This window comes from Kitasatospora misakiensis, assembly GCF_042656005.1.
GTDB classification, from domain to species: domain Bacteria; phylum Actinomycetota; class Actinomycetes; order Streptomycetales; family Streptomycetaceae; genus Kitasatospora; species Kitasatospora misakiensis.
Genome location: NZ_JBHSOF010000033.1, coordinates 44,714 through 62,395 on the forward strand (window position 1 = coordinate 44,714; position 17,682 = coordinate 62,395).

The window sequence follows — 17,682 nt, forward strand, 5'->3', positions numbered from 1 at the left end:
GGCGACGACGTCCTCGTACCGTTCGAAGCGCCGGACCGGGACGGGGCCAGTGGCTGGGGCGGAAGGGGCAGCGGAGGCGGTGGTGTCGGGCATGGACCTCACGCTAGGACCGGAACGTTTCGGCGCCCGCCGAACCGTCCGCAGGGCACCATGGACGCATGTCGCTCGTCCAACTCGCCGCCCTGCTCGCCGATCCGACCCGCGCCGCGTTCTGTACGGCCCTGCTCGACGGCCGCGCCTGGACCGCCGGCGAACTGGCCCGGCACGCGCGGGTGGCGCCGTCCACCGCGAGCGAGCACCTCTCCCGGCTGATCGCCGGCGGCCTGCTGGCCGAGGAACGGCAGGGCCGGCACCGGTACGTCCGGCTGGCCGGACCTGAGGTCGCCACGCTGATCGAGGACCTCACCTCCTTCACGCCCCCGGCCGCCGCCGCCCCGGGCACCGCCGCCCCCGCCCCGCGCTCCCTCCGCGAGGCCACCCGGCTGAGCGCCGAGGCCCGCGCCCGGACGTGCTACGACCACCTCGCCGGCCGCCTGGGCGTGGCGGTCAGCGACGCCGTCCTCGCGCGCGGCCTGGTGGCGGACGAGGCCGGCCCGGCCCTCACCGTCCGCGGTCGGGCCTGGCTGGCCGAGCTGGGCGTGGAACTGCCGCCCCGGGCCGGACGCGGCGGCGCCCGCCCGGTGGTCCGCACCTGCCTGGACTGGACGGAGCGGCGCAACCACCTGGGCGGCGCGTTCGGCGCGCTGCTCTGTCGGACGGCGCTGGACCGGGGCTGGGTCGAGCGGATCGGCTCCGGCCGCGCGCTGCGGGTGACGCCGGACGGCGACCGGGCCCTGCGCGACCTGCTCGGCGTCGACGCTGCCTGGCTTACCCTCCTCAGCCCATCGTCTTCGCCCCGTCCAGCGCCTCCCGGATGATGTCGGCGTGCCCGGCGTGCTGCGCCGTCTCGGCGATGATGTGCAGCAGCACCCGCCGGACCGACCAGGCGGCGCCCGGCTCGAACCACGGCGCGGTCGGCAGCGGATGCGCCAGGTCGAGGTCCGGCAGGCTCACCACCAGGGCGTCCGTCTCGGCCGCCACCCGCTCGTACTCGGCGAGCAGCCCGGCCAGGGTCTCGCCCTCGGCCATCCTGAACTGCCCCTCCCAGTCGACCGGTTCGGCCGCCATCGCGGTCGCGCCGCCGACCGCGAACCGCATCCAGCTCGCCTCCGTCCCGGCGACGTGCTTGATCAGACCGGCCAGGCACAGCTCGCTGACCGTGGTGCGCCGGGCGGCCTGCTCGTCGGTGAGGTCGCGGACCGTGAGGCGCAGGAACCCCCGGTGCTTGTCGAGGGTCTGCACCAGCTCCGCCCGCTCACCGCCCGACCCGGCCGACCCGGCCGCCCCGGACGGCGCCGCCGCGGTCACTCCGCCACCATGGCCGGCATGTCGCCGGCCGTCCGTCCGAGATCGATCACGCCGAACGCCGCGCCCTGCGGGTCACCGACCGCCGCGAACCGGCCGAACGGGCTGTCCATCGGGCCGAAGTGCAGTGTCCCGCCCCGCTCGGTGACCTTGGCGACGGTGGCATCGCAGTCGTCCACGGCGAAGTACACGCTGAGGTAGTTCGGCGCCTCGGGCGCCAGGTCGGTCGGGCCCGCCTGCATCCGGCCGAGCACCGGCTGCTCCCGGACGTGGAAGATCTTGTAGTCGACCTGCTCGGAGTCCATCCGCTTCACCGCGTACGGGAAGACGGCGGGGAAGAAGCCGTCCGCGGCGGCGGCGTCCCGGGTGATGACCTCGGCCCAGGTGTACGCGCCCGAGGCGCCCTGCTTCTCGAAGCCCTCGTGGGTGCCGGCCTGCCAGACGCCGAAGGCGACGCCCGCCGGGTCCTTGGCGATCACCATCGAACCGAACTCGCCGACCGCCATCGGGCCCATCAGGACCTCGCCGCCGTTGGCGCGGATCTTCTCGGCGGTGGTGGCGGCGTCGGGCGAGGCGAGGTAGAGGCACCAGGCGGACACCACGGTCCCGTCCTGGCCGGGCATCGGCGGGACGATCGCGGCGACCGCCTTGCCGTCGGAGTAGGCCTGGGTGTAGTTGCCGTACTCGGAGGAGGACTCACCGAAGGTCCAGCCGAGCACATCGCCGTAGAACGCCTTCGCGCCCTCCAGGTCGGTGAACATCGCGTCGGCCCAGCAGGGCGTTCCCTCGGGTAGCACAGGCATGGCGGAACCCTCTCGTGTGGCATTTTGTCCCGATTTGCCACCCTAGTCAGTCCCCAGCCGCCCCGCACACCCACACACCCGCGCGTCCCGCGACCAGCGGCGGCCCGCCGAGGACCGAAAACCCCAGTGGACCGCCGCTCACCCACTCACTAACCGACCACCGCCGCGACGCCGCCCCGGCCGGCCGCACCGAACACCGAGGCCGCCGACGTCCCCAGCCCGGTCGGCCCTCCCAGGAACGCACCCACCACGCCGCCGCCCGGCTCGGCCACCTCCTCGGCGGCCGCGGCCGGCGCCCCGGCCGCCTCCCGCCCGAAGTGCCGCAGCAGGTCCTCCTCCCGGTACCGGCGGCAGTCCCGGTGCCAGATCAGGATCCCGGCGAGCCAGTTCTCCAGCTCCTTGACGTACCCCGCGAGCGTCGCCCGCGCCGGCCCGCCCAGCTGGAAGTCCTCGAACAGCACCGGGAACTCCTCGGCCACCACGTGCTGGAACTGGTCGAGCCGCGAGTGCATGAGGTCGTCGACGATCCGCACCGCCGCCGGGTAGTCGCAGTTGAAGAAGGTCTGCACCACCAGGACGGCGTTGTGCACCTCGCCCTCGAACTCCACCTCCTTCTGGTACGAGTGGAGGTCGTTCATCATCGCCGCGTAGTCGGAGACGGCGTTCTCCACCGAGCGCATCGGACCGCTCGCGTAGACCTCGTCCGGCACGACCTCCCCGTGCGCCAGCCGCGCGAGGCTCATGGTGAGCTCGGAGCCGAAGGTGGCGCGGCGCATCTCCAGGTAGTCGACCGGGTCCGGGATCCGGTTCTGGACCTGGTTGTTGAGCTCCCAGATCCAGCTCGACACCATCGCCTCGATGGTGTCGCGGAACTTCCGGCGCGCCTCGACGGCCATCGGGCCGGCGGTCCGCTCCCAGAGGTCGGCCAGCGCGCGCTCCACCGCGTTCAGCGGCTCCGCGGCCGGCTCGCCGTCGACCGGCATGAGCAGCACGTACCGCGCGACCGCCGCCTTGGCGCCGGCGAGGTCGCCGGTCCGGCCGAACGCCCTCGGGAACCAGTCGTCCGCGTAGGTGCCCCAGAACAACCAGTCGGTGGAGAGGTCGAGTTGGTCGGCGCTGGCGTCCGGGTGGATGCCGGCCGCGCAGAGCGCGAGATCGTAGTCGGCGGCGTCCTCGGCGCTCCAGATGCCCGCGGACGGGTCGTCCGGGCGGGCCTCCAGCAGCCCCATCCGCTCGGCCCACTCGATCGTGTGCAGCCGCGAGGCCGCCAGGTAGGGGCTCAGCTCGACCGTGAACGGCAGCCGGAACTCGGGCAGCACGGACGGGCCGACCGCCTGGAACGGCACGTGCGCGTGCGACCGCGCCCGCCGGATCCCCGGTTCGACGTCCCCGCGCGAGCCGCCGACCAGACCGGTCCCGGGCGACTCCAGCGAGGCCCCCGGCCCCGGGCCCGCCGCCCCCAGCGCGGCCAGCAGCGCGGCGACCGGCGACTCCCCGACCGTCGGCGCCCAGTCCTTCGTCACCGGCCCGGACCGGCTCAACGAGCCCAGCTCGTCGGCCAGATCACCCAGCGCCTCGCCGGACCGCAGCACGTCCAGCGCCGACGTCCCGACACCGCCGATCGCGAACGGGTCCCACCAGGTGGCCGTGCCCGCGGCCGCGCCGCCGCCGTTCATGTACCGACTCGACCGCATGTGCCACTCGTGCCCGCCGGCCTGCCAGTCCTGCAGCCCCTTGACGTAGGCCAGCACCCGGGCGCAGCCGTCCGCGTCGAGCCCGGTGTCGGCGAACAGCTGCGGCAGTTCGGTGACCACGGTGTTCTCGAACTGCTGGAGCCGCGAGGTGAGCAGGTCGTTGACGGCGTCCGCCGCCTCCTGCGTGCCGCACTCCAGGAACTTCTCCAACACCAGGACGCCGTTGCTGAGTTCGCCCTCCTCCGTGACCTCGCGCTGGTAGGAGAACAGGTCGTTGCGCAGGTGGACGCCGTCCGAGAAGGCGTCCATCAGCACCCGCAGCGGCCGCGACCCCGACACCTCGGCCGGCACCTCGGCCCCGGCCGCGTACTCGATCAGCCCGGCGGACCAGGGCGCGCCGCCCACCTTGCGGCGCATCTCGATGTACTCGACGGGGTTGGAGATCCGGCCCGCGTTGATGTTCGCGAGCTCCCAGAGCGACTCGTTGAGCAGATTCCGGGTGCTCTCGGCGAACCGCACCCGCCAGTCCTCACCCATCGCCGGCACGGTCCGCCGCCAGAGGTCGGCCAGCCCGGCCTCGACCGGATTGGTGGGCTCGGGCATCGGCGCGCCCGGATCGGCCGGCATGAACAGCGGCAGCCGGTCCAGGTACGCCTTGCCACCCACCCGGTCGTTGGTCCGCTTGAAGACCTCCAGGAAGTGGTCGTCGAAGAAGAACACCCAGACGTACCAGTCGGTGACCAGCGACAGGACCTCGGACGACGCGTCGGGGTGGGTGTAGGCGCAGAGCAGCCCGTAGTCGTGCGCGTCCAGATCCGCCCGGGTCCACACGCCCGACCCCTCCAACATGCCCATCTCCCGCGCCCACGCGGAGGAATGGACCCGCGCCTCGTCAAGGTACGGATTGAGCCGCGCCGGATGCGGCACGTAGAAGGACGGCAGTTCGAACGGCTGGGACACCGGGCGAGCCTTTCTGGACGCGTCGACAAGGCCGACACAGCATTACCCGACTTCACCGATCTCAGCCGGAGAACCGGAACAGTCATATGAGATAGCCCACCCCACTCGAACACCTGCCCACCCCGGGGCCCTCATTAGCTCACTCGTGCGACTGATCGGCCCCACCCCACCCTTCCACTACGCTCGGACCGGACCGCCCGCCGCCGTCACCACCCCACCCGCACCGCCGAGTTCGACAGGCGGCGACCCGACAGCCGATAGAGGGAACACCCGCCACTGGAGGCTTTCATCGCCGGCCTCGGTGTCGACCTCGGCGACCGTATCCACCTCGGCTACCCTCACATGACCCTCGGTCTGGCGTAGCGGCACTGTCAGCGGCACCGGCACCGCACGGAACTCCGCTGACGAACCACCCCGTGATTCCAAGGAATCGGCTGGTCATGGCGTGTTGACACGGCCCCCTCCTCGCCCGTCCAGCAGACTGGGCGCGACCCGAGTCCATGCTCCGAGGAGGTCAGCCCATGAACGTCACCGTGCGGCTAGCGCAGCAGCCCGAGGCCGACGAGCTGCTCGGGCGGAGCCCGCTCGCCGCGCTCGTCGGGATGCTGCTGGACCAGCAGGTGCCCATGGAATGGGCGTTCACCGGGCCGCTCACGATCGCGCGGCGGCTGGGGCACGAGGACCTGGACGCGCACGAGATCGCCACGTACAACCCGGACGAGTTCGTCGCCCTGCTCTGCGAGAAGCCGGCGGTGCACCGGTATCCGGCGGCGATGGCCAAACGGGTGCAGCAGCTCTGCCAGTTCCTGGTGGCGCAGTACGACGGGGACGCCGCCGCGCTGTGGAAGGACGTCGCGACCGGGCGGGAGGTGCTCAGCCGGCTCAACGCGCTTCCGGGGTTCGGGAAGCAGAAGTCGCAGATCTTCCTGGCGCTGCTCGGCAAGCAGTACGGCGTACGGCCGGAGGGCTGGCGGGAGGCGGCCGGGGCGTACGGCGAGGAGGGGGCGTTCCGCTCGGTCGCGGACATCACCGGGCCGGACTCGCTGGAGCAGGTGCGCGCCACCAAGCAGGAGCTGAAGCGCGCCGCCAAGGAGGAGAAGGCCGCGAAGGACGCCCAGGCCAGGACGAAGGTCCGCGCCTGAGCCGGGCCCGGCCGCACCGCCGGGCCCGGCCTCACCGCAGCCGCCGGTACGGGTAGCGGTCGCGGATCTCCCGGGCGAAGTAGCGCCCGAGGCTGTCCGCCGCCACCAGTTCGCGGTGCACCCGCCCCGGCACGGACCGGTAGGCGTACAGGCCGCCGCAGGTGAACTCCAGCTCCAGCATGCGGTGCGCCGCGTCGTAGCCGACCGAGCGCAGCGCCGAGGAGTCCACCGGCGTACGGAGCATGGTCCTCCCAGTGTGCGCGGTGGGCCCCGGCCGCGCACTCCGCGCGACCGGGGCCCACCCCCGAGTCCACCCGCCCCGGGCCTACATCAGGACGAGCTCCTTCTCGGCCTCCTCGACGGCCGCCGGGGCGGCGTCCGTCCGCCGCCCGGGCAGCGCGAACATCAGCAGGAACACCACCGCCAGCACCCCGAGCACCCACCACATCGCGTGCTCGAACGCCCCGACGAACGCCGCGCCCGCCGCCGTCCCGGCCGGCACCGCGTCGAAGAAGGCCACCGAGACCAGGCCCAGGCCGAGCGCCAGGCCGACCTGGTTCACCGTGTTGATCAGCCCGGAGGCCGAGCCGGCGTGCTCCCGCGGGACCTCCGCCAGCACCGCGTCGGTGATCGGCGCGACGATCAGGCCCATGCCCGCGCCCATCACCACCAGCGGCAGCGCCATCTGCCAGGGTGCGATGCCGGTGCCGTACCGGTGCGCCTCCGCGATGTAGACGAGCACGCCGGCCGCCATCACCAGGGCCCCCGCCTGGAGCACCTTCCGCCCGAACCGGGGCACCAGCTGCTGCACCGAGACACCGGCCGCCGTGGACACCGCGAGCGAGAACGGGATGCCCGTCGCGCCGGCCTTCAGCGGGCTCCAGCCGAGACCGAGCTGCATGTAGAGGGTCCAGACCAGGAAGAAGATCCCGGTGACGACGCCGAAGGTCAGCTGGACGCCGATGCCCGCCGCGAACGACTTCACCCGGAACAGCGACAGCTCCACCAGCGGCGAGCCGTCCCGCCGCGTCTTGACCCGCTCGTACGCGACGAACAGCGCGAACACCGGTAGGCTCCCGGCCATCGTCAGGTGGCCCCAGAGCGGCCAGCCGGCCTCCCGGCCGTGGGTCAGCGGGTAGATCAGCATCAGCAGGCCGAGGCTGGCCAGCAGCACGCCCGGCAGGTCCAGCTTGAGCGCCCGCTCGGCCTTGGACTCGGTGATGAAGATCCGGCCGAGCAGCAGGCCGGCGATCCCGACCGGCAGGTTGATCAGGAAGATCGGCCGCCAGCCGAGCCCGAACACGTCCCACTCCGTCAGCACCGCGCCGATCATCGGACCGCTGACCGCGCCCAGGCCGATCACCGCGCCGAACAGGCCGAACACCTTGCCGCGCTCCTCCGCCGGGAAGGTCGCGTGGACGATCGACAGCACCTGCGGCACCATCAGCGCCGCCGTCCCGCCCTGGAGGATCCGCATCGCGACCAGCATCTCGGAGCCGCTCGCCAGACCGCAGAGCGCCGAGGCGAGCGTGAAGCCGGCCATGCCGATCAGGAACAGCCGCTTCCGGCCGTGGATGTCACCCAGCCGGCCGCCGGTGATCAGCCCGATGGCGAAGGCCAGCGCGTATCCGCCGGTCACCCACTGCACGGCGGAGAACGACGCCCCCGTGGACTCCTGGATGCTCGGGATCGCGATGTTCACGATCGTGACGTCCACCAGGTCCATGAAGGAGGCCGTCATCACGATCGCCAGCGCGATCCACCTCCGCCGGTCCGACACCGGCGCCGATACCGATGCCGGCACCGCCACCGGCCCCGCCACCGACACCGGCCCCGCCACCGGCCCGGCCCCCTGGCCCGAAACCTTCTCCACCGCACGCTCCTCGTCGCCGTTCTTCAGCACGTCGACGACGGTACGGGCCATCTAGGTCAGATCCTGTCCTGGACTTCCGGCACCCTGGTCCCATGACCGATACCCCGGCACGACTCCTCAGCCTGCTCTCCCTCCTCCAGACCCCGCGTGAGTGGCCCGGCAGCGAGCTCGCCGATCGGCTCCAGGTCAGCCCGCGCACCATCCGCCGCGACATCGACCGGCTCCGCGAGCTCGGCTACCCGGTCGAGGCCACCATGGGTCCGGTCGGCGGCTACCGGCTGGTCGCGGGCACCGCGATGCCACCGCTGCTGCTCGACGACGAGGAGGCGGTGGCCATCGCGGTCGGCCTGCGGGCGGCCGCCGGACACGCCGTGGTCGGCATCGAGGAGGCCTCGGTGCGCGCCCTCGGCAAACTGCTCCAGGTGCTGCCCGCCCGGCTGCGGCACCGGGTCGCCACGCTCGACCGGGCCACCCTCCCGCTGCTCACCGGCGACGGCCCGACCGTGGACCCGGAGGACCTCACGGTGCTGGCCAACGCCGTCGCCAACCGCGAGCGGCTCCGCTTCGGCTACCGGGCCGGCAACGGCGCCGAGACCCGGCGCCAGGTCGAGCCGGAGCGGCTGGTCTCGGCCGGCCGCCGCTGGTACCTGGTCGGCTTCGACCTCGACCGGGACGACTGGCGGCTGTTCCGGGTGGACCGGATCAGCGATCCCTTCGCCACCGGCGCCCGCTTCACCCCGCGCCCGCTCCCGGCCGAGGACGCCGCCGCGTACGTCGCGAGCAAGCTCCGCCGCCAGTCCTCGACCCACACCCTGGACGCCACCCTCCGGCTGCCGGCCGACGAGGCCCGCCAACGGCTGGGCGGCTACGGCGACGCCGAGGTCGAACCGATCGACGAGCACAGCTGCCGGCTCCGCTCCCGCACCGACTCCCTGGAGTGGCTGGCGGTGCGCCTGCTGATGGTCAACTGCGACTTCGAGGTCCACTCGCCGCCCGAGATGCGCGACCACCTCCGCGCCATCGCCACCCGGGCGGGGCAGGCCGCCGGCCCCGCCTGACGACGCGACGCCGCCGCCCGCCGCCCGCGGTCCACGGGCGGCGGCGTCGGCACACACAGTCCAGCGAGTCCGGCCGGTCCTCAGACGCCGTACTCGGGGGTGAGGACGGCGCGGGCCAGGGTGTGGAAGGTGATGTGGAAGCCGACCTGGGCCGCCGGGGTCTCGGGGGTGACGTCCAGGGCGTCCACGTCGAGCGCGTGGACGGCGAAGGCGTAGCGGTGCACCGGCCCGGGCGGCGGGGCGGCGCCGTCGTACTTGTTGCCCGGGAAGTCGTTGCGGGCGTGGAAGGAGCGCTCGCCGGGCAGGTCGCCGTCGGAGGCGCCGGCGCCGCGGGCCAGGCCGGTGGTGTCGGCGGGCAGGTTGAGGGCGAGCCAGTGCCACCAGCCGGAGCCGGTCGGGGCGTCCGGGTCGTAGCAGGTGACGGCGATCGAGCGGGTGCCCTCCGGCAGGCCCGACCAGGCCAGCTGCGGCGACCGGTTGCCGCCTCCGTGGATGAACTCATCGGCCAGCGTGCCGCCGTCGGTGACGTCCTCGCTGGTCAGCTCGAAGGACGGCACCTGCGGCAGGAACTCGTACGGCAGCGGCGGACGCACGCTCATGGAGGGTCACCTCTCGGCACAACGGGAAGGGGAGGCCCAGGCCTGGGCACGACATTCACCCTATCGGGGTGACCGACCCGGCGGCCCGGCCCTACAGTCGGGGCATGGCCCCGCGATTCGCCCGTCTGCTCCGTGACTCCCGTGCCGCGCTGCTCACCATGCTCGGCGCCCTCGCCGTCATCTGGGCGGTCCAGGTGGCGAACTGGCTCGACGACTACCGGCTCTCCTACGAGTACGGCATGAGCTCGGGCCGGCTCGACGAGCTGCCGGACGTGCTCACCATGCCGTTCCTGCACTTCGGTTGGGAGCACATCGAGGCCAACTCCTGGCCGCTGTTCGCGTTCGGCTTCCTGGCCGCGTACCGGGGCATGAAGCGGTTCCTGCTCGCGACCGCGCTGATCGTGGTGACCAGCGGCCTGACGGTCTGGTGGTTCGAGCGGCCCGATGCCGTCACGGCGGGCGCCAGCGGCGTGGTCTACGGGTACTTCGGCTACGTGGTGCTGCGCGGGATCTTCGACCGCAACCTGCTGGACACGGTGATCGGCGTGGCCGTCGCCGCGCTCTACTCCTACCTCCTGCTGGGCGTGCTGCCGGGCGCCCAGGGCGTCAGCTGGCTGGGCCATCTGGGCGGGCTGGTCGGCGGGCTGGCCGGCGCCTGGCTGCTGCGCGACCGCGCCCCTCGGCGCGCACCCGGCGCCGCCACGACCACGGCAAGCCCCGGCCCCGGCAGCCCCGCCGGCGCGCTGCTCAAGGAGCTCGACGACCTGGGCATCTGAGCCCTCCCTGCGGCCCCGGGCGCGCCGCCCCGGCCAGGTATAGACCATTCCCCGCCCCTGCGGTTAGCGTGAACGGGCCCCCGCCCCCTGCTCCGGAGCCACACCGTGGAGTCGTCCGTCCTCGCCTTCGCCACCGACCTCCTCGACGAGGGCGCCGACACCTTCTTCGGCAACCTCACCGACCGGGCCGGGGTCGGCGGTGTCACCCTCGCCTCGGTCTACCACGAGGCCCGCGACGTCTTCCCGCACAACCCCCGCCGGGTGATCCGCTACCTGGAGCCGGGCGCGGCCTACTTCCGCCCCGACCCGGCCCGCTGGTCCGGCCGGCGGCTGCGGCCCGTGCCGTCCACCGCGATCGGCGACCGAGATCCCTTCGCCGAGGCCGCCGAGGAGGCCCGTCGGCGTGGCCTGAAGCTGCACGCGTGGACGGTTTTCTGCCACAACGACCGGCTCGGCTTCGAGCATCCGGACTGCGCGCCCGCCAACGCCTTCGGGGACCGCCACCTCACCGAGCTGTGCCCGGCCCACCCCGAGGTCCGCGCCTACGCCCGCACCCTGGTCACCGAGCTGGCCCGGTACGGCGTGGACGCGATCCGGGCGGAGTCGCTGCACTTCCACGGCCTGCGCCACGGCTACCACCACGAGCGCTACTTCGAGGAGCTGGGCCCGGCCGCCGAGGCGCTGCTCGGCCTCTGCTTCTGTACGCACTGCCGGGCGGCCGCCGTCCGCGCGGGCGTGCCCGCCGAGGAGGCGGCCGCGGCGGTCCGCGCCGAGCTGCGCCGCCGGCTGGCCGACGACACGGCCGCCGCCGAGCCCGCCGCGCTGGACGAGCTGGCGGACGGCGCCGTCGCCGCCTATGTGGACGCCTCGGCCGCGACGGTGACCTCGCTGGCCGCCGAGGTGACCGAGGAGGCGGACCGGTACGGCATGCGGCTGAGCTTCCTGGACGGCGGCGGCCCGGGCAGCGGCTGGCTGTCCGGGATCGACCTGCCGGCGCTGGCGAAGGCCGCCCACCAGATCGAGACGCTGGGTTACGCCCGCACGCCCGAGGCGGTCCGCGAGAAGCTCGCCGCCTTCGCCCTGCACGGGGTGCGGCCGCGGGACATGGCGGTGATCCTGCGGCCGATGGCCTCGGACTGCGACGGCCCGGCCAACCTCGCCGCCAAGGTCGCCGTGCTGCGCGAGCTGGGCGTACCGGAGGTCGAGTTCTACCACTACGGCCTGATGCGGCTCTCCTCGCTGGACCGGATCGGCGCCGCCCTGGCCTGATGCTGCCATGGCCGGAATCGATCGCTCACCCGTACGGCCGATCCTGGCCATGCCAACATGTGCTCCCTAAGCTCCCCCTCAGTCGTGATCATCCGACGAGGGGGAGCACCCAATGACCGAGCCGCAGTTCAGCCGCCGCCGCCTGCTCGCCGGAGCCGCCGGCACCGCCGGGGCCGCCGCCCTGGCGGGCACCGTCGGCGCCACCGGGGCCGCCGCGGCCACCGTCCCGGCACCCAGCCCGTACGCGCTCAAGCTGCCGCACCAGATCGAGGCCGAGGCCCTGATCGACAACCTGCGGCTGCGCCCCTGGGACCAGAACGCCAACCGGTACAAGACGGCCGGTGAGTTCGAGGACGTCTACACCAGCGTCCGCTGGGGCACGGCCGGCCACCCCGAGGAGTTCTACAACCTCGCCCAGTGCTCCTCCTTCATCACCCTGGCGCTCCAGCGCGCCTACGGCACCCAGCCCACCGTGCCGGCCGGCACGCCGATGCCGTGGGGCGGCTACAGCTACGGCTGGGCGACCAGGGAGTACTTCCAGCAGTACTTCATCAAGGACCCGGCCAACACCAACCCCTACCCGACCGCCGAGAAGTACCAGCAGGCCTTCCTCGACCCGGGTTCGCTCCCGCACTTCACCCGCGTCACCAAGCCGGTGAACCTGCGCCCCGGCGACCTGGTGGCCCTCGACTACCACCCCGACGAGGACGGCTCCAAGCCGTACACCGGTCACATCGTCATGATCCGCGAGCGCAAGGGCACCTGGACGGACGCGGTGGTGGACGCCAAGCTCGGCCGCCCCGTCGTGCCGTACGTCTTCGAGATCATCGACTGCACCAGCGACCCGCACGGCAACCCGGCGAACGGCGGCACCGCCACCGAGCTCTACCGGGCCTTCCCGGACACCCGGATCGAGGAGATCCCGACCACCGCCGGCACCTCGGCCTGGAAGGAGCACGACGGCGTCGGCTACGGCCACATGGTCTTCTACGCGGACGCCGACACCAAGCTGTTCGCCGGCTACCGGTGGAGCCTCAACAGCACGGTGCCGCGCAGCGTCGCCGAGCGCCCGATCTCGGCCGGCCGGGTCTGGCTCACCGACGCGATCTGAGCCCGGCGTCCGAGCCCGGCGCGCCGCCTCACCTCCGCCGCCGGGACGTTCCGAACAGGCTCCGGGAGATCTCCCGCCCGAGCTGCGTCCCGGCGGAGCGGGCGAAGGACTTGAGCGCCGGGTTGCTCATCAGCGCCCCGAGCAGCCCGCCGCCCTCCTTCTCCCGCTCCCGCTCCGGCGGCTGCTCCACGTCCGCCGGCGGCACCGACACCGGCACCGGCTCGGCCTGCGGCCGGGCGGCCCGCGCCGCGAGCTTCTCGTACGCCGACTCCCGGTCGATCGCGTCCCGGTACTTCCCGGCCAGCGCCGACCCGTCCACCGCCGCCCGCAGCGCCGCCGGCGCGATCGGCCCCATCAGCGACTGCGGCGCCCGCAGCCTGGTCGCCGCCACCGGCGTCGGCGCGCCCTTCTCGGACAGCACCGTGACCACGGCCTCGCCGGTCCCGAGCGAGGTCAGCACCTCCCCCAGGTCGTAGGCGGGCGACTTCGGGAAGGTCGACACGGTCGCCTTCAGCGCCTTGGCGTCGTCCGGGGTGAACGCCCGCAGCGCGTGCTGCACCCGGTTGCCCAGCTGGGCCAGCACCTCCGACGGCACGTCCTTGGGCGTCTGGGTGACGAAGAAGATGCCCACGCCCTTCGAGCGGATCAGCCGGACGGTCTGGGTGATCGCCTCCAGGAAGGCCTTGGAGGCGCCCTTGAACAGCAGGTGCGCCTCGTCGAAGAAGAACACCAGCTTCGGCCGGTCGAGGTCGCCGACCTCGGGCAGCTCCTGGTAGAGGTCGGCGAGCAGCCACATCAGGAAGGTGGAGAAGAGCCGCGGCCGGTCCTGCACGGCCGGCAGCTCCAGCACCGAGACCACGCCCCCGCCCGCCGCGGACCGCAGCAGTTCGGCGGTGTCGAACTCCGGCTCGCCGAAGAACGCCCCGGCCCCCTCGTTCTCCAGCAGGGTGAGCGAGCGCAGGATCACCCCGGCGGTGGCGGCGGAGATCCCGCCGAGGCCCTTCAGCTCCTCCTTGCCCTCGGGCGAGGTGAGGAAGGTGATGACCGCCGTGAGGTCCTTGAGGTCGTACAGCTCCAGGCCGTTGCGGTCGGCGTAGAGGAAGACCAGGCCGAGCGAGGACTCCTGGGTCTCGTTCAGGTCCAGCACCTTGGCCAGCAGCAGCGGGCCGAAGCTGGTCACGGTCGCCCGGACGGGGATGCCGCTGCCCAGGCCGCCGAGCGCGTAGAACTCGACCGGGCAGCCCCGGGGCCGCCAGTCCTGGCCGACCTCGGCGGCCCGGGCGGCGGTCCGCTCACCCGGCTCGCCCGGCGCGGCCACCCCGGAGACGTCGCCCTTGATGTCGGCGAGGAACACCGGCACGCCCTGGGCGGACAGCTGTTCGGCGATCAGCTGGAGGGTCTTGGTCTTGCCGGTGCCGGTGGCGCCCGCCACCAGCCCGTGCCGGTTGAGCACCCCGAGCGGCACCCGCACCGGGGCGTCGGCGTACGCGGTGCCGTCCAGCAGCACCGCGCCGAGCTCCAGCGCGGGCCCGGTGAAGGCGTACCCGTCGGCGATCTCCCGGACGGCGTTCGGAACGGCAGCGGACATCGGAGACCCTCCAGGGTGATGCGGCGGTGCGGCAGTACGGGGGACCTACCCGACATTTCCCATGAAACAGCCGTAATCCCCCGCCCGCAGCTCACACCCGTGCGCGTGGCGCAGCCACGGCTGCTGGGCCATCCGCCGCCCAAACGGTAGGCTTTCCGTGTGATCTTCAAGCGCATCGGCAATGGGCGGCCGTACCCGGATCACGGCCGTACCAGCACCCGCCAGTGGGCGGACGTCGCCCCGCGCCCGGTGCGACTCGACCAGTTGGTGACCACCAAGGGCCAGCTGGATCTGGAAACCCTCCTCGCGGAGGACTCGACCTTCTACGGGGACCTCTTCGCGCACGTCGTGAAGTGGCACGGCGACCTGTACCTGGAGGACGGCCTGCACCGGGCGGTCCGCGCCGCGCTCCAGCAGCGCCAGGTGCTGCACGCCCGCGTCCTCGAAATGGAATGACAGACGAGCCGGTTCACCCGGCCGTACGCGTCGGACCGCCCTCCGGTCAGGGACCGGAGGGCGGTCCCCGCATACCCGGGTGCCGCCACGGTGCCGCCATTCGGGTACCGGCGTACTCCGGATGATGATCGTTTAGTACCTTCACAGCGGTACGGCACTAATCTGCTGACTACGGCCGCGATCGCCTTCCCGCGACGCCGCGCCCGGCCCCACCGTCACCCGATCCCCGCCCCGGCACGAGGGGGAGACAAACCGTGAGCATGTTGACTCCCCAAGGCCTGAAGGGGAAGCAGTACCGGATCACCGGCAACGCCTATCCGCGACTGGGCCGCCCACCGAAGAAGAGCCGCAAGGTGTTCGCGCTGCTCGGCGCGCTGCTCGCGCTGGCCCTGATCGGCCTCGGCGGCGTCCAGCTCTGGGACATCTTCACCGGCAAGGGCAAGCACGCCTCCGCCCAGGCCTGCGCCAACCCCTCCGGCAAGCCGCTCGCCGCCCCGACCCCGGACGCCGGGCCGACCGCACCGGGCACGGCCGCCGCGCCGATCGACCCCGCGGCGGTCCCGCAGCCGGCGGCCGTCACCGTGAACGTCTACAACGCGACCGCCAAGGCGGGTCTGGCGGCCCGCACCGCCGAGGAGCTCAAGAAGCGCGGCTTCACCATCGGCAAGGTCGGCAACGCCCCGGCGGAGCTGGACAAGAAGGTGCCGGGCACCGCCCAGGTGGTCGCCGGTCCGACCGGCGCCGGGGCGGCCACCCTGGTCGGCTCGGTGATCGCCGGTGCCACCAGCACCGCCGACGCCCGGACCGACGCCACCGTGGACTTCGTCATCGGCGACAGCTACAACGCGCTGCTCGACGAGACCCAGGCCGCCGCCGCGCTGGCCGCCGCCACCCGTCCGGTCCCCGCCCCGAGCAGCACCGGCAGCTGCTGACCCGTTCGGAGCAGCGCCCGCAGCTGCTGACCCGCTCGGAGCAGCGCCCGCCGCACAGCGAGGAGCCCCCCGGCAGCACGCCGGGGGGCTCCTCCGTATCCGTATCCGTGTCCGGACGGGCTGGGCTCAGCCCGCCGTGCCGTACAGCCGGTCGCCCGCGTCGCCGAGGCCCGGGACAATGTAGCCGTGCTCGTTCAGCCGCTCGTCGACGGCCGCGGTGACCACCGTGACCGGCAGGCCGGACAGCTCGCGCTCCATCACCTCGACGCCCTCCGGCGCGGCCAGCAGCACCACGGCGGTGACGTCGGTGGCACCGCGGTCGATCAGCATCCGGATCGCCGCGACCAGCGTGCCACCGGTGGCCAGCATCGGGTCGAGCACGTAGACCTGGCGGCCGGAGAGGTCGTCCGGCATCCGGGTGGCGTAGGTGGAGGCCTCCAGGGTCTCCTCGTTGCGCACCATGCCCAGGAAGCCGACCTCGGCGGTCGGCAGCAGCCGGGTCATGCCGTCCAGCATGCCGAGGCCGGCCCGCAGGATCGGCACCACCAGCGGGCGCGGGTAGGACAGCCGGGTCCCGGTGGTCACGGCCACCGGGGTGGTGATCTCCACCTCGTCGGTGCGGACGTCCCGGGTGGCCTCGTACGCGAGGAGGGTCACCAGCTCGTCGGTCAGACGACGGAAGGTCGGCGAGTCGGTGCGCTCGTCGCGCAGGGTGGAGAGCTTGTGGGCGACCAGGGGGTGGTCGACGACGTGGATCCGCATGCGTCGAGGTTAGCCCGCGTCCGGACGCCCGTACGACACGCCGTGCCAGGCGGCGCCGCCCGGCCGCCCGGGTCGCGCTCACTCTCCCGTGACGCGCCGTGACGCACCGCGAATGTCCGGGACGGAACGGCTTCCTGTGGTATCAACCCGGCCGATCTGGGAAAGTCAGGTCCTATGACGAGCAACCCGAACCCCGGGACCGGCTCGGCGGACGAGGCCGCGACCTCGTCGGGCGGCCTCTCGGGCCCGCCCCCGGACCGTCCGGAGACCGAGGCGGAACGCCGCAGGCGCCGCGCCGTCTTCCTGCGCGAGCTCACCGAGGCACGCGAACTCCGCGAGCGGGTGCAGCCCCGCCGTACCAAGGAACGCCGGATGCGCGAGGCCATGCGGATGCGAACCTTCCGGATCTGACGCCCCCTCCACGGCTTCTCCACATTCCCGCTGCCGCCCGGCCTCCTTTACACCGTCCGACGGCCAACCCTTCCGACACGACCTGCGAAGACGCGCTGCGGAACACTCCCCGTGGAGCCTGGCTTTCTGTCACGATTCCGAGGGGACGGTCCGAACAGCGGACCGCCTCTGGCGCGGGGGCGGCCAGTTCCGCGTTGCCCGAGAGCGCCGACAGCAGAGACGAGATCTTGGGAGTGTCCCTGGTGGCGTACTTCGCTGCAGTGCTTGCTCGCACCGAGGACGGGTGGGATGTGAGCGAGACGGAACTCGACAACGTCGAAACCCTCGCCGACCTGGCCGACCTGGCCCGCGAGGCGACCCAGGACGACGACAGCGTCCTGGTCTTCATCGAACAGGAGGACTCCTGGTTCGCCATCGTCCGGGTGGACGGCGAGGAGGACCCGCGGATCTTCGTGTCGGACGGCGCCGCCGCCGCCCGCAGCTCCTACGGCTCCGTCCTCACCGACGAGCTGGTGGACCAGGCCGGCGAGAGCGAGTTCGGCGACCTCGACGACCTGGTCGCCGAGTTGGAGGAGGACGCGGAGGCCGAGGCCCAGGAGGACGACGAGGACGGCGAGGGCCGCGACGGCGTCCCGGTCGGCCCGCTCGGCGACGCCCACCTGCTGACCGAGTTCGGCCTCGCCTCCGACGCGCTGCTCGCCCTCAGCGGCGAGGGCGCGGTGCCCGGCGACGCCCTGGAGGAGATCGCCGAGGCGCTCGGCTGCGGCGAGGTCCTGGAGGCCGTCCGGTAACGCCCCGTGTCCGCCGCCCGGACGGCCGGACCGCCGCCATGCCCGACACTGGA

The 17,682-nt window shown here is 73.0% G+C and carries 18 protein-coding genes; 10 read left to right on the forward strand and 8 right to left on the reverse strand.

Translation table 11 applies throughout. From position 1 onward, the window contains the following. Window positions 1-158: 158 nt before the first annotated feature. Entirely contained in the window at window positions 159-917 is a 759-nt protein-coding gene (locus tag ACFP3U_RS23425) for an ArsR/SmtB family transcription factor (protein ID WP_380227592.1), read from the forward strand. On the opposite strand, the gene ACFP3U_RS23430 is transcribed toward ACFP3U_RS23425, so the two are convergent. The 3 genes from ACFP3U_RS23430 to ACFP3U_RS23440 all read right to left on the reverse strand — a co-directional run bounded on the left by ACFP3U_RS23430 (window position 877) and on the right by ACFP3U_RS23440 (window position 4,861). After that, window positions 877-1,407, reverse strand: a complete 531-nt coding sequence (locus ACFP3U_RS23430; RefSeq protein ID WP_380227593.1) for a DinB family protein — start codon at window positions 1,405-1,407, stop codon at window positions 877-879. The genes ACFP3U_RS23425 and ACFP3U_RS23430 overlap by 41 nt on opposite strands. Further along, window positions 1,404-2,207 (reverse strand): VOC family protein, encoded by an 804-nt coding sequence (locus ACFP3U_RS23435; RefSeq protein WP_380227594.1) that lies wholly within the window; start codon window positions 2,205-2,207, stop codon window positions 1,404-1,406. Before ACFP3U_RS23435 ends, ACFP3U_RS23430 begins: the two co-directional genes overlap by 4 nt. A gap of 149 nt (window positions 2,208-2,356) precedes the next feature. Further along, the gene (locus ACFP3U_RS23440) at window positions 2,357-4,861 is read right to left on the reverse strand and encodes a terpene synthase family protein (RefSeq protein WP_380227595.1); all 2,505 of its coding nucleotides are present in this window, start codon (window positions 4,859-4,861) and stop codon (window positions 2,357-2,359) included. Window positions 4,862-5,382: 521 nt separating this feature from the next. Here ACFP3U_RS23440 and ACFP3U_RS23445 point away from each other — a divergent pair. Beyond that, window positions 5,383-6,003 (forward strand): HhH-GPD-type base excision DNA repair protein, encoded by a 621-nt coding sequence (locus ACFP3U_RS23445; RefSeq protein ID WP_380227596.1) that lies wholly within the window; start codon window positions 5,383-5,385, stop codon window positions 6,001-6,003. Between the two features lie 31 nt (window positions 6,004-6,034). Here ACFP3U_RS23445 and ACFP3U_RS23450 read toward each other — a convergent pair whose 3' ends face one another. Together ACFP3U_RS23450 and ACFP3U_RS23455 are read right to left on the reverse strand one after the other, a co-directional pair. Next, window positions 6,035-6,247 carry a KTSC domain-containing protein gene (locus ACFP3U_RS23450; protein WP_380227597.1) on the reverse strand — a complete coding sequence of 71 codons (213 nt, stop codon included), beginning with the start codon at window positions 6,245-6,247 and terminating at the stop codon, window positions 6,035-6,037. Between the two features lie 81 nt (window positions 6,248-6,328). Further along, window positions 6,329-7,744 carry an MFS transporter gene (locus ACFP3U_RS23455; RefSeq protein ID WP_380227631.1) on the reverse strand — a complete coding sequence of 472 codons (1,416 nt, stop codon included), beginning with the start codon at window positions 7,742-7,744 and terminating at the stop codon, window positions 6,329-6,331. Window positions 7,745-7,968: 224 nt separating this feature from the next. On the opposite strand from ACFP3U_RS23455, the gene ACFP3U_RS23460 reads away from it, so the two are divergent. Next, window positions 7,969-8,934 (forward strand): helix-turn-helix transcriptional regulator, encoded by a 966-nt coding sequence (locus ACFP3U_RS23460; protein ID WP_380227598.1) that lies wholly within the window; start codon window positions 7,969-7,971, stop codon window positions 8,932-8,934. Between the two features lie 80 nt (window positions 8,935-9,014). Here the strand turns inward: ACFP3U_RS23460 and ACFP3U_RS23465 are convergent, their stop codons facing one another. Next, entirely contained in the window at window positions 9,015-9,533 is a 519-nt protein-coding gene (locus tag ACFP3U_RS23465) for a YbhB/YbcL family Raf kinase inhibitor-like protein (protein ID WP_380227600.1), read from the reverse strand. 104 nt (window positions 9,534-9,637) lie between these two features. Here ACFP3U_RS23465 and ACFP3U_RS23470 point away from each other — a divergent pair, with 104 nt between their 5' ends. The 3 genes from ACFP3U_RS23470 to ACFP3U_RS23480 all read left to right on the forward strand — a co-directional run bounded on the left by ACFP3U_RS23470 (window position 9,638) and on the right by ACFP3U_RS23480 (window position 12,689). Further along, window positions 9,638-10,309, forward strand: a complete 672-nt coding sequence (locus ACFP3U_RS23470; RefSeq protein WP_380227601.1) for a rhomboid family intramembrane serine protease — start codon at window positions 9,638-9,640, stop codon at window positions 10,307-10,309. A gap of 105 nt (window positions 10,310-10,414) precedes the next feature. Next, window positions 10,415-11,578, forward strand: a complete 1,164-nt coding sequence (locus ACFP3U_RS23475; protein ID WP_380227602.1) for a hypothetical protein — start codon at window positions 10,415-10,417, stop codon at window positions 11,576-11,578. Between the two features lie 112 nt (window positions 11,579-11,690). Further along, window positions 11,691-12,689 (forward strand): hypothetical protein, encoded by a 999-nt coding sequence (locus ACFP3U_RS23480; RefSeq protein ID WP_380227603.1) that lies wholly within the window; start codon window positions 11,691-11,693, stop codon window positions 12,687-12,689. 28 nt (window positions 12,690-12,717) lie between these two features. Here ACFP3U_RS23480 and ACFP3U_RS23485 read toward each other — a convergent pair whose 3' ends face one another. Beyond that, on the reverse strand, window positions 12,718-14,277 hold the full coding sequence (locus ACFP3U_RS23485) for a helicase HerA-like domain-containing protein (protein WP_380227604.1): 1,560 nt from the start codon (window positions 14,275-14,277) through the stop codon (window positions 12,718-12,720). A 159-nt stretch (window positions 14,278-14,436) separates the two neighbouring features. On the opposite strand from ACFP3U_RS23485, the gene ACFP3U_RS23490 reads away from it, so the two are divergent. Both ACFP3U_RS23490 and ACFP3U_RS23495 read left to right on the forward strand, forming a co-directional pair. Next, window positions 14,437-14,733: a type II toxin-antitoxin system VapB family antitoxin gene (locus tag ACFP3U_RS23490; protein WP_030061387.1), complete on the forward strand. Its 297-nt coding sequence runs from the start codon at window positions 14,437-14,439 to the stop codon at window positions 14,731-14,733. Between the two features lie 260 nt (window positions 14,734-14,993). Then, window positions 14,994-15,665, forward strand: a complete 672-nt coding sequence (locus ACFP3U_RS23495; protein ID WP_380227632.1) for a LytR C-terminal domain-containing protein — start codon at window positions 14,994-14,996, stop codon at window positions 15,663-15,665. A 126-nt stretch (window positions 15,666-15,791) separates the two neighbouring features. Here ACFP3U_RS23495 and upp read toward each other — a convergent pair whose 3' ends face one another. Beyond that, window positions 15,792-16,427, reverse strand: coding sequence for a uracil phosphoribosyltransferase (gene upp / locus ACFP3U_RS23500; protein ID WP_380227606.1), 636 nt, complete (start codon window positions 16,425-16,427; stop codon window positions 15,792-15,794). Between the two features lie 174 nt (window positions 16,428-16,601). Here upp and ACFP3U_RS23505 point away from each other — a divergent pair, with 174 nt between their 5' ends. Continuing rightward, window positions 16,602-16,838 carry a hypothetical protein gene (locus ACFP3U_RS23505; RefSeq protein WP_380227607.1) on the forward strand — a complete coding sequence of 79 codons (237 nt, stop codon included), beginning with the start codon at window positions 16,602-16,604 and terminating at the stop codon, window positions 16,836-16,838. A gap of 290 nt (window positions 16,839-17,128) precedes the next feature. Further along, the gene (locus ACFP3U_RS23510; RefSeq protein ID WP_380227608.1) at window positions 17,129-17,629 is read left to right on the forward strand and encodes a tRNA adenosine deaminase-associated protein; all 501 of its coding nucleotides are present in this window, start codon (window positions 17,129-17,131) and stop codon (window positions 17,627-17,629) included. The last annotated feature ends 53 nt before the right edge of the window (window positions 17,630-17,682 follow it).